The sequence below is a fragment of the Sphingobium sp. C100 genome, assembly GCF_000508185.1.
Taxonomy (GTDB): Bacteria; Pseudomonadota; Alphaproteobacteria; order Sphingomonadales; family Sphingomonadaceae; genus Sphingobium.
The window spans coordinates 46,534-58,102 of record NZ_AYOY01000136.1 but is presented as its reverse complement, the minus strand read 5'-3'; the positions used below and the strand labels follow the sequence as shown (position 1 = coordinate 58,102).

Here is an 11,569-nt window from a genome sequence, read left to right as displayed (position 1 = left end):
GGCGGTGCGGCAGGTACGGCCGCCACGGCATTGGGCGGGCTCGACGCCGCGCGCGAGCTTGGTGGACTCTCGCCCGCGCTTACCGGCCGCAGCCTCTCCGATCCCGCGACCGTCCGCGCGGTCCGGGACAATGCCGCGACGAGTTCGATCCATAACTTCGCGGAGAAGGATGCGCTGCGGGCGCTTGGCACCGGCTATTTTGGCGAAGGCCAGTCGGGCGAGCGGGCTTTTGCCGCCTTCGCGCAGAAGATGGTGCAATGGCGCGCGTTCGGCGATCAGCGATCCTACGATATGATGATGCAGGGCGCGCAGCGGCACTTCGAGCGCAATGGCTATGATCCGAAAGATGCCGCGCTCAAGGCTTCGACCGTGATCGGGCAAGCCTCGGCCGATCCGACCTTCGCCAAACTGATCGCCAACACCTTCGACCAGGAACAGATGCTCCGCAACGACCTGACCGGCGCGCAGGTCCAGGTCGGCGCGATGGAGGGCCGTCGGGACTTCGCCGGTGACAATGTCGCCGGGATCGAGCGCCGCAATGTCGGGACCGAACAGGCCCACCGCACCGGCAATACCGAAGGGCAGCGCAATGCCGCCGCGATGCTTGGGATTGGGGTGCAGGAGATGTCCCGCCGCACCTCCTTCATCAACAGCCTTTCGGGCGAAGCGCGCTCCACCGCGATCTCGCAGCTGTCCCGCGCCACCGGCCGCAACGAGGCGCAGGTTCTGCGCGCCCTCGAAACCTATAACGCCGCCGTGCAGGTCGGAACGGCCGATGGTGCGACCGCCGAGGCAGGCCGTGAAGGCACGAGCGTTTACGGCCGCACCCGCGAGGCGGCCGGCTATGACTTTGCCGAACGGTCCGGCAAGCTCGATGCCCAGCGCGAGGTCGGTCACGACGGCACCCGCTCGGCTGCGCGGATCGGCGAGCAGCGCCGGCAGGCCGACAATGCGGGGTTTGCAGAGGGCGCGGCCGCCGCGGGCATGTCGGTGCGCCAGGCGGCGCGACTCGACAGCTTCGTCCGCACGCTCAGCCAAGGCGTTGGCAATCAGACCGACATGGCCGAGGGCGGCGCTGCCGGCATTGCCGATCGCGCCCGCAACGAACGGCTCACCCGCATCGTCGAGAATGAGCGGCTGACGCGCATGCAAGGCCTCCTGAAAGAGCATGGAGTCGACATGTCGAAGCGCGAGATCGCAATGGCGCAGAATGGCGATCTCAGCCTCAACCTCACGCCGGAGACGGCTGCCCAGATGTGGCGCGGCGGGCTCATCAACGAGAGCCAGCTCGGTGCGATCGCCAATGGCGGACGTGCGCGGTTCAGCTTCGCCGAGAACGACGTGCTGGTTTCCAGCTCGGTCGGGTTCCAGCAATCCGCCCGCAGCGACACCAGCACCCGGTTCGAAGCCGGCAAGCAGGCCGGACCTGACACGATCGAGCATTTTATGGGCGGCGGGGCCGAAGGCCAGGCCATGATGCAGAACTGGTTGCGTGGCGGGTTCGAGATGGATCGGCACGGTAACTGGCGGCTCAACCCACAGGTGGCCGACACGCTCCAGCGCGATGTCCAAGCCATCATTGGGCAAACGGGCTGGCAGCGGTCCTTGTCGCGATCCGCGCAGGATCAGGTCACGATGGGTACGACAGTAGGCGCTAACATCGGCGGGTCGGTCGACACTTCGGAATCGGAGGTGTCGGGGGGCACCGGACGCCGTGGTCAATCCCGAGGAGGCAGCCAAGCTCCGCAGAGTAATCGCTCCACCTCTGGCCGTGCAGGTGGCCAACTTGGGTTCAATAGCAGTGACGTCGGGATCAGCAGTGAACGCGCCCAGTCGTCATTGGATATCGTCAATTACGACGTTCGGAGCGCCATCGCGGCGTCCGAGCGCGCTGCTGCACGTTCCAGCGATCCGGCGGCAACATTCTCTCGTGAGCTTTCAGACCGGATTCTTGGACCGGATGGCATGCGCAACCGATATCTGGGCGATGCGGATTCCGGTCGTGAGACCTTTGATATCACCGGGCCGCTGACATCCATCGAGCAATCATCCGTCCTGAAATCCGGGCGTTTTTCGACCGATATCGATGGAAGCCCTGGTGACGGTGATAGCAGTTTCAAGAAGCGCTAGCCGTGCGTCTCGTTCTCCGAATTGCCGATGTATATTGTCCCTGATCTTGGATCAAAGATGTCGACAGATGGGTCAACACGATAGAAATCGCGCTGACGAACTGCGTCCATGCCGACCGAATCAGCCGTCGTTGAAGCGCCGGGCCGCACAAAGCCATCCAGCCAGTGCCGGACATAGCCGACCCCAAGGATCATCAGCGCCGTCATCGGAAAAAACAGGACGTTGAGAAAGCCCGCCGCGGCACTGTCGTAGAAGCGGGATAGCGGCTCGAACGCCGAGGCTACGGACATCCCCGCCCACCAGATCGGTATCGCAGACCACCAGAGCTTGGCGTACCAAGGCCTCCAGAGCCAATCGGAAGCCGATAGGTGGGCATTCCCAGCGGTTTTTGCAGATTGATCATTGGTTGACGAAATCGAGATCATGCCAAATTCCTTCCGCGTGAATATATCGCATCACCCGAAAAAATAAATAGCAATCCCAGTTCCTTAACTACTTCTAATTGCACGGCGCCTGATTGTTATACCCAAGCAAGCGACTTCGTCAGCGGTTGCCGCGAGACGAAGAAGATCCACCGAAGACGAGCCCGCAATCTTCCCAAATGCGCGATCGAAGATGGCCACAGCAGGCAAGTTCGTCAGGCGCGAAGAAAACAGAATGCCATCGGCTTTGGTCTGTTTGTACAGCGCCTCGGCGAACCGCTGACCGGTAAGGTGGGCTCGTGCGCCCTTGGCATCGGTATCGACGCCCATTTCATACGCCGCCGGCCCGCTGAGATCGACCAATGTGAGTGGATGGATGGTATTGATCTGCGTCGCGACAAGCTCCTCCAGATAGGGGCGGTAGAGAAACCGCCGCTGCTTTCCGACAAACCGATCGCGCACGACGGCCTCGGCAAAGGCAGTTCGGAAACTCTGCGCCGCATAAAGCACACGAAACTGATCGTTCGGGCTGGAGAAGCGGCTCGAGCCGAACCCAGCCTCGGTTGGCGTCGTGCGATGCCTGGCCGGGAAAATACGCGGCCAGGCATTCAGATCCAGCGGTGCGGTCCGCGCCGCTATACGCGACAGGTCGAGTTTCACTGGTAATCAAGCGCGCCTTCGGCCGCGTGCGCAACGTCATCGACCTTGCCCTTGCGCAGCCATTCGATCGGCTCGATGCCGCCAGTGAACCGGTTCGGCGTCACCAGCCACTCCCATGCCGTGTCGTCGGCATCGAAGTGCTGGCGCACTCGATCGAGACCTTCAAGCGGCCCCTGGCGCGCGAACTGACGCGCCGGATAGACGAAATTGCGCACGCCCTTTCGAAAGGCGAGAATCTTGTGAGCGCGCCGCCAGTTATCGAGGGAGGCTCGCGCGATACCCAGCCGTGCGGCCGTCTCGCCGGCGCCCAGCAATTCGGTAGCGGCCCATTCATCGTTCTCGTCATCGACCGTCAGTGTGTCGAGCCGTGCGTCAGCATCGGTCTGGGACAACACTTCACCGAGCCCGCTCCCAGGGAGCTTGCGCGCGGCAGGCGTCTCGTCGAGAATGGAAACCACCGCACGCGCGAGCGTATCGCCAACCGGGCTCGGCCGTTGGAGGGCCGCCGCCAGTTCCCTGAGCGCCACCATGCTGGCCGCGCCGACCTTTTGCTGGAATAGTTCCGTGACTGCTTCAACAGCGTCGCGGCGGGTTCTGAGCGTTGCGTGAGTCATGGGCACATCCTTTCTGCCCAATATAGATAATCTGCACAAGTTGTCCAGATGGAGGCTGATGCGCTATCGCACGATCGTCCGTTCCAGCCAGGTGACAAAGCCACCATCCGCCCATGTCGCTGGTGTCACGATAAAACCGATCTCACGGGAGGGTGGCGCCATGGTCTCATCGGCGTGGACCGCGAACCGCACCGTGCGGATGACGCTGTCTTGCCGGGAAATGGTCAATTCGATTGTCGGTGCATCTCGGCGGGCGGGTTTCCCGATGACGCGCTCGATCCTGCAATCAACCCCCTGCGCGTCGAGCGCCACCTGAAGCTGCGCCAGTGCCCGGAGAACGTCGCGTTCCAGCTCGGACGCCACCGGCATGAACCGGCGACCATGGAAGATCGGCTGGGCGTATGCGAGTGGGGCTTCAGCGCACCCGTCAAGCGCTAATCGACATCCGACCAGAACAAGGAATGGGCCAGGAATACCTGATGGCATCTCGATCGCCTGCCTGACCCGAAAGGGCATCATATTGGGGCCGTATAGTATCGGGCTCTCCACGTCGGTTCCGTAGAGCGCCAGGAAACCATCGACAGACATGGCAGAATGCTTGCTACTATCGCGCAGCCGCTCGGCGACTTCGCCGCGTCGAAACGGCTCGCCATGGGTCCAGAAATGGTCGACCAAGCGAACACCAGGCGCGATCTCGAAGCCGTGTGCCGCTTCGACCAGCCGGCCGAACTCATCGACGATCGAGGGATCATCCGGCGCCTTGCCTGGCGCGTCGATGACGTTGCATCGCGCAGCCTCGATCAGGATGGACAGTAAGGAGGCAAGACCATGGCTCTGGCGCTGCGCCGATTCACTGGGAAAGGGCGGAAAGTCGTCCTCCGGGCTGAATCGGAACAGGGAGCGGTCGGTCATCGGTTTCTTCTTTGGCGCGCTTAAAGTGGAGTGGTATCGCCGGGCGTACATCTCAATTATGTCGAGCCTGTTCCTTACCGTCTATTAAACCGCTCGCGCATATGTCCCGCGACCAGCAGGGCATAGCGTCGCTGCCTCCAAGGCGTCGGGCTGTGATAGACGCCGACCGCTTTCCAATAGTCGCCGGTCTGCTCCAAAGCCGCGAGAAATATCCAGCGTGCGGCCTCGGCATTGAAGCACGGATCGTAGCGCAACCAGTGGCGGATGTGTCGCTCTTCACGGCCGAGCAGCCGGGCAAAGCGCGGCACCCACCAGCTATTGATCTGCAACGGCCCGAGATCATGGCTGCCGTTGCTGTTGGTGATCTCGGCGCCCAGCCATCCCGCTTCCTGGTCGCGCAGGCCCCATAGCGTTTGTTCGAGCCATGGCCGGCCCCGCGCGGCCGCCTTGATGCAGCGCCCGATGTGGACGTCATCTTCTCTGGAGGATTTTGCTGTCGCTTCGGTGGGAGCAACTACAAATGCCATCACGGCATAGAATAGCAGCCAGAATGGGCGATGCTGGCGACGGGCGCTCATGATGACCACCCACGATCTCGCGGCCGCGACCCACCGAGCATGTGGCGTTCCGACGGTCCGCTGCTCGTCCGGCTCGGGACCGCAAAGGGTGCACCAGTCAAGAGTGCAAGCAGCCTCTGTCCGGAAATGATTTCGATGTCCGTGAGGCCCGCGAGCGCCTCTCTGCTCTGCCCACCGGTGCGGCCAGTATGTATGAACAGTCCGGGTTGGCCATGCCGCGAACAGAGCGCCGCGAAGTCGCGGACATGCTCGGGCCGAATGGCGCTTGCGTAGCGCTTCGCCTGTATGAGCCAGGTGCGGCCGGCGATCACGACCTGCCCGTCGATGCCGCCGTCACCGCTATACCGATGATTTCGGATGACCCGGAACCCGCGGCGCTCGAACGCTTCGAGCAGCAGCTCCTCGAACGCGAGGGCATCCATCCCGCGCAGACGGGAAAAGTGCAGGACGGCGGGCTGATCACGGTCGCGTCCGCAAAATTGCTTGAGCATTTCCCTGGCCTGTCGTCGGCGCCAGCGATGCCGGATCGGTGCGCGATAATGCCGGTAGACCAGCAAAAAAGCAGCGACGAGTGCGAGGATCAACAAGGACTGCGTCATGGTCATGGGAGTTCCTATCGGTCATGCCCGCCATGGTCATGACCATGGTCGGGTTGGGGCTGCGGCGTGTGCGGTGCGGGATCGGTGCGTTCGGAAGTGTCGGTGCGAGCCGAGCCCTGGTCCTGGCCGCGCGAGAGGGTCCCGCGCAGGAAGCGATCGAGCGCGGTCGCGCCTTCATGGGCACGATTGGCAAGGATTTCGCCGATGCCGCGCGGCTCCCGGTTGGCGCGTTCGCGGGTCTGCCGTTCGCGCTCTTCGCGCTCCGAGAGGCGAACATCTCGTTTCTCGGCGTTGCTTCGCCGCGCTTCATCGAGACGATCTTTGTGGCGAGTCCCGCGCACGCGATGGCTGTCTGTCCGCAGGCGTCCGAGGCCCTCGATCGACGATGTCTTTTCGCCGGAGCGCGAGGCCAGTTTCGCGGCGAGCCGCTCCTGGCTCTCGGTCCAGAGCTTCACGCCATATTGGGCGCGGGTAATCGCGGTGTAGTAGTTCTGGCCGTTGACGAGCCCGGATTCGACAGGCGCCAGCACATAGACGCGGGCATAGGTTTTGGACTGTGCGGAATAGACGGTCTCCGCGTAACCATGGTCCCAGGTCTTGTGGATGCCGAGGTCAACTGTTTCCACCCGCTTGTCGCGATCCCACCGGATCGTCGCTACCATTCCGTCGAGCTTTTGGACCGTTCCGCGCTCGGCGTTTTTGAGGCCAAGGTCCTTGTTGACCAGGCGCCACTGAATGCGGTCGCCCTCGGCAAGGTCGCGCTGTTCCGCCATGAACACGTTGACGTGGCCGGCTTTGCCGAGACGTGGATTCCACGCGATGGTCCGGCCGTTCTGATCGACAAGGCGAACGACCTGTCGGCCCTTGCTGTCTCGGCCAGTGCCGACGACGCGATATTCGGCATCGCGAGCGATCCCGAGGCCCGCATTGTCGCGGCTGAACATGACGACCTGTCCGCCCGAATAAAAGCGCGCGAAGTGCTTCTCCTGATCCGACATGCCGGAGGGCGTCAGCACTTCCAACCGCCGGTCCTCGGCAGCGACGGCCCCCTCACGTTTCAGAACTTCGCGGATCTGGCTGTTGACGATGAGGCGGGTGGCGTTGTCGAGCACGAGGATATTGGTGGCGGCACGTCCTGACGGTTTGAGCCGGGTCCAGGCCGCGACCATATCCTTCGCCAGATCTTCGCTGGTCGCCGCCGTGGTGACGCGATCGAGCGCGCCGAGCGAGGCGGCGTAGTCTCCCTTGCGCGCCAGGGAGACCGCATCCTTCATCGCATCGGTTTCCTGACGCCTTGACTCGGTCAGCAGGTTGGTTGGCATCCCGAGCTTCTGCAGAAGCCAGAAAGCCTTGCCTTGCTCGATCGCGCCCGTCTGCTTGGTGTCGCCGATGAGAATCAACAGCGCACCGGTATGCCGGCTGATCTCAAGCATGCGCATGGCCTGGCGGTTGCCGAGCTGCCCCGCTTCGTCGAGGACGAGGATATGGCGGTCGGTGATGTCGCGGCCGCCGGTCGCGAGCAGGTCCGCGACCGTTCGGGATTCGATCCGGGCCTTGGCACCCAGATCGGCCGCCGCCGACGATGTCGGTGCCAGTGCAATTACCTCCCGGTCTGGCCGAACGGCTTGCACCAGCGCGCCTACCAGCGTGGATTTTCCGGACCCCGCGACCCCCTGGATGGCCACCAACCGGTCCGTGCCCAGCGCGATCCCGTTCAGGGCGGCGCTCTGCGCCTCGGTAAGACCGGCGGCGCGCGCGGCTTCAACCAGGCGTTCCGGCGTGGCCGCAGGCGCGGCATCTCCCATGGCGAGGGACAAATGTTCGGACAGCGCCAGTTCCAGCCGGACGGTACGCAGGCTGGTCCGCCCCTTCAGCAGGGTCTGGTCGCCTGTTTGCCGGATCGTGCGCAGGAGCTTTATCCTGGCTTCTTGCTCCGCGACCAGGGGGCGCACCTCGCCGAGCCGGACTTCACCGACATGGGAGGCAAGCGCGGTGCGATAGTAGCGACCAAGATTGTTGACCGCCTCGTGCGTTTCCGTCTGGCGGATGCCAAACAGCACCGCGCGGGCGGCGGTTCTGGGATCTGGGATGATCGATTGTTCACCCTTTTCACGCACCTGTTCAGAGACACGGTCGATCTCCGCCTGCCAGGGACGTGCGCGATCGGTCCAACGGGCATGGAGGTCGTCGAGCCCCACCTTCTCCTTGGCCCGGCGCGTGGCGTAGAAGGACTTCGCGCGCTGGGCTTGCCCGACGTGCCCATGCTCCCTGGCGTGCGCCTCGATCTGTTCGGCGCGCTGGGACATGTCGCGCACCATCGCTTCGGGGACGCCTCGGATCTCGAACAGGCCGCGCCTGGGATCGAACTCGACCTCGTAGCCGATCTCTCGCAGGGAATAGGCCAGCTCGTTGCGATAGACCTGGCCCGCGACCATCTGCTCGGTGAACATGGCGCGGGTTTCGAGGCTGACGATCTTTTCGCCGTGGGCCGTATTCGTCATGTTCATGACGACGACATGGGTATGAAGATGGGGGTCCAGTTCCCGGCTGCTATGTTCGGTGAACCGCGCGAACAGCAGGCGGCCGGTGGTCTCGTGGACGATCTCGCCCTCGACCCGGCGGCGCAGCTCGGCATTCTCCTCAAGATAGGAGATGGCCACTCCCACCGCTCGCTCGTGGGCGGCGACGATCCGTTCATCGCCATGCACGAGCGCCATGATCGAGACCGACTTGGGGGCGTTGACGGCGAAATCCCAGCCAGGATGGTGTTGGACACCTTCCTTGCGGCGGCGGCCGAGCTGCTGGTCGCCGACCTTGCCTGACAGCAGTTCTTCGAACCGGGCGGGATCGACCTTGCCCTCGAGCCCCAGTTCGGCGGCGAGCTTGCCGCCCCATTCGCTGTGTTCGTCGCTCCCTTTCGAATAGTAGTCGCCGATCGTGTAGTACCGCGCGAGATTGGTGGGCGTGCCCTTGAGGCGGCGGGGATGGATCATGCCGGCCTCGCCCGGTCACGGGGGCCATCGGATCTTGCGTGCGCCTCCAAGGGCACGTTCATCCGACCGCGCGCCGCCCCCAGGAAGGTGACAGGCCCGGCCGGATCATCTGGCGTGGGCGGTTCGGAGACCGGTTCGCCGGGCGTTGCCTTGCTGTCATCGGACGGCACATGGGACGGGGCTTCACGACCCGTCGCATCGGCCGGGTCGATTTCCTCGTCGAACAGATCCGGTTGAGGGGGCGGCGCTGGCGGCGTATCAGGTGGGCGGTTGCCTGCGTCCCGCGCAGCGGCGGCGCGCGCCTGTGCTGCTGCCCGCATCTGGCCGATGATCGCACCGCCGACCGGCAACCTGTTGGGTGGCGTCACACGCTCCACAAAGGCGGGGCAGATAGTAGCGATCGGGTTGAAGCGATCGGTAAAGCGAAGGACCGGCAGATTGCGCCCGAAGCGCAGATAGCCGGACAGGTTCGGCAGGTTCGTCACCTCCGTGTGCATCACTAGCGGGCGGGTAACCTGCATGCGCGACAGGTTCACGCCATCGCGCATGTCGTTGACGCCGTAGGACATGCCTTCATTGGCCTCGACCTGCTCAACCTGGCCGAGATTCTCGCTGACATGTTTCGCGGTGGCGGTGTCGTTGGCGCGCAGCGCGATCCAGGTCGAGCAATAGCCGGTGATCGCAGCGGCGTCCTGAATGCCGTAGGTGGCTTCGAGCTGCGGGTAGCTCTGGAAACCCAGGATGCCGCACCCGCCATATTTCCTGGCACGGGCAAGAAAGTCGGAGAGCGAGGGTAGCTTCTGGAGCGTCGGCAGCTCGTCGATCACGCAATAAAGGCGTCGATCGCGGTTGGGCGCGAGGCTCATGATCGCACTGATCGCGATGTCGAGCCAGACGGTGATAAGGGGACGCAGCGACGGGAGCTGGTCCGCCTTCACGGTGATGAACAGCCAGCTATCGTCTTCCTCATTCTCGACCCAGTTGCGGATCGAGAAGCCGTCGGTGGTGTCGTCGAGATAGGAAAAGCTGCGCATCACCGAGGCCAGCTCGGCCTGGATGCCCGCCGAGGTCCGTTCCCCCTCCGAAGAGATGAAGGCGGCAGCGTCGGTGCCTTTGACGAAGGCCGCGAGATCGGCGACCGGAGAGCGGAGCACGCGCTCGAGCAATACCGAAATCAGGGTGTGCTGCTGCCGGGCGAGTTTGCGCAAGACGGCGACCAATGTGCCGCGGGCCGACTTCGACCAGAAGGGATCGCCATGTTTGTCGGGGATCGTCGACTCCGCGATCTGGTCGTAGTGATAGTCCCGCGGCACATCGACCCAGGGCGACCAGATGTCGGTGCGCTGGTCGAGGGGGTTCAGGAGGACATCATGTCCCTCGCGGTAGAACTTCTCGACGAAGCTCCCGGCGGTGTCATAGACGATGGCGCGCTTGCCGCTCTTGCGGATGCCTTCGAGCATGGTGGTGATGAGGTTGGTCTTCCCCGTTCCGGGAGCGCCGCAGATCAGAATATGCTCCGGTTCGAAGGCATCGGGCATGGCGACGCCGCCGATCGCGAAACTCCCTTTCTTCTGCCGCCAGAGCGCGCGGCGGACTTGCGCGGTGGTTCCGAAGCGGGCGCCGCGGATATACTCGTTGGAGCCCAGGCCCCGACCCGTGCGGGTGAAGTAGAACCATGCCCAGATGAGGGCGAGGATCGCTCCACCGCCGGCGATAGCGGCCCCGTGAATGAGATCCTTTTCGAGCTTCTTAAGAGCCTGCTTGGCGATAGGGGATTCGAGAAGGCGGTCGGCCGAGGTCCAGTATTCTTTCCCCTCTGGAGTGCGGAAACGGACGGGATCATGTGTCCCCGGCGCGGCATCTTCCTTGAAGGTCGCCTCGACTAATTTCACGAGGACGAAACGATGGTAGTCGGTCGACTTCTCGAACGCATACCACGCCGTTCCCAGCGCCCAGATTGCGAGCCCGGCGAGCATGGTCTGGATGAAGACCTGCGTGGTCATCCGGACATTGTGAACGATGGCCTGACCGCCCCGTGTCCATGATCCCAGCGTATCGTTGCGGAAGATGCTCATGACCGCTCCTCCGGTGGGAGCAGGCCGCGATCGCTGAGCATCTGCTTGGCGTCGGCCATGCCCTCTTCGAGCGTTTCCGGGGATCTCCGCCGGATCGAAGCAGCGACGATGGCGAGCGTCTGGATGACGCCGGACAGGATCTCGTCCTGGGTGGTATAGACATAGCCGCTTCGAGGATCGGCGGCCTGGTCGATGGCGGGGCGGAGGAGTTCGGCGACGCTGACGCCAACGCTGCGCGCCCGGCGTTGAAGCCGGAGATAGAGGGCGTCGTCGATACGAATTGTGACTCTTGCCAAGGCGGTGCTCCGATGGAGCTTCGCCTGGACGGTCTTGAAGCGTTGTCCTTATAGCCCAAAGGCCCCGAAATCACAAGAAAATCGCAGGTGGCAGACTTGTCTGCCAGCGGAAGGACAAGGAAATGCTGGGCTTTTTGCATATCCCACGCTGAGCCGGCAGACGTGTCAGCCAGGGACAATGCCTGTTGGCTGACACGTCTGCCAGGGCAACGCTTTGTTTATATGTGTTTTTCTGGTCAAGGCACCCGTGCGTAGGGTGCATTACAAACGCCGAAGCGGCGTGCGTCCCT

9 protein-coding genes and 1 pseudogene are annotated in these 11,569 nt (G+C 63.5%); 1 reads left to right on the top strand and 9 read right to left on the bottom strand.

Annotated elements, in window-relative coordinates:
- Window positions 1-2,130: pseudogene (locus C100_RS33950) on the top strand (conjugal transfer protein TraG N-terminal domain-containing protein); the annotation flags it as partial.
- Here C100_RS33950 and C100_RS0124560 read toward each other — a convergent pair.
- The 9 genes from C100_RS0124560 to C100_RS33920 all read right to left on the bottom strand — a co-directional run bounded on the left by C100_RS0124560 (window position 2,127) and on the right by C100_RS33920 (window position 11,279).
- Window positions 2,127-2,555 carry a hypothetical protein gene (locus C100_RS0124560; RefSeq protein ID WP_235219054.1) on the bottom strand — a complete coding sequence of 143 codons (429 nt, stop codon included), beginning with the start codon at window positions 2,553-2,555 and terminating at the stop codon, window positions 2,127-2,129. The pseudogene C100_RS33950 and the gene C100_RS0124560 overlap by 4 nt on opposite strands.
- A gap of 63 nt (window positions 2,556-2,618) precedes the next feature.
- Window positions 2,619-3,212 carry an RES family NAD+ phosphorylase gene (locus C100_RS0124555; RefSeq protein ID WP_024019499.1) on the bottom strand — a complete coding sequence of 198 codons (594 nt, stop codon included), beginning with the start codon at window positions 3,210-3,212 and terminating at the stop codon, window positions 2,619-2,621.
- On the bottom strand, window positions 3,209-3,826 hold the full coding sequence (locus tag C100_RS33945; RefSeq protein ID WP_024019498.1) for an antitoxin Xre/MbcA/ParS-like domain-containing protein: 618 nt from the start codon (window positions 3,824-3,826) through the stop codon (window positions 3,209-3,211). The genes C100_RS0124555 and C100_RS33945 overlap by 4 nt, the downstream gene beginning before the upstream one ends.
- A 63-nt stretch (window positions 3,827-3,889) precedes the next feature.
- Window positions 3,890-4,738 carry a hypothetical protein gene (locus tag C100_RS47485; protein ID WP_024019497.1) on the bottom strand — a complete coding sequence of 283 codons (849 nt, stop codon included), beginning with the start codon at window positions 4,736-4,738 and terminating at the stop codon, window positions 3,890-3,892.
- 74 nt (window positions 4,739-4,812) lie between these two features.
- Entirely contained in the window at window positions 4,813-5,316 is a 504-nt protein-coding gene (locus tag C100_RS33935) for a lytic transglycosylase domain-containing protein (RefSeq protein WP_024019496.1), read from the bottom strand.
- The gene (locus C100_RS0124550) at window positions 5,313-5,921 is read right to left on the bottom strand and encodes a restriction endonuclease (RefSeq protein WP_024019495.1); all 609 of its coding nucleotides are present in this window, start codon (window positions 5,919-5,921) and stop codon (window positions 5,313-5,315) included. Before C100_RS0124550 ends, C100_RS33935 begins: the two co-directional genes overlap by 4 nt.
- A gap of 8 nt (window positions 5,922-5,929) precedes the next feature.
- Window positions 5,930-8,908, bottom strand: coding sequence for a MobF family relaxase (mobF, locus tag C100_RS33930; RefSeq protein ID WP_024019494.1), 2,979 nt, complete (start codon window positions 8,906-8,908; stop codon window positions 5,930-5,932).
- Window positions 8,905-10,983, bottom strand: a complete 2,079-nt coding sequence (locus C100_RS33925) for a type IV secretion system DNA-binding domain-containing protein (RefSeq protein ID WP_024019493.1) — start codon at window positions 10,981-10,983, stop codon at window positions 8,905-8,907. Before C100_RS33925 ends, mobF begins: the two co-directional genes overlap by 4 nt.
- Complete coding sequence (locus C100_RS33920; RefSeq protein ID WP_024019492.1) at window positions 10,980-11,279, bottom strand: ribbon-helix-helix protein, CopG family; 300 nt, start codon at window positions 11,277-11,279, stop codon at window positions 10,980-10,982. The genes C100_RS33925 and C100_RS33920 overlap by 4 nt, the downstream gene beginning before the upstream one ends.
- Between the last annotated feature and the right edge of the window lie 290 nt (window positions 11,280-11,569).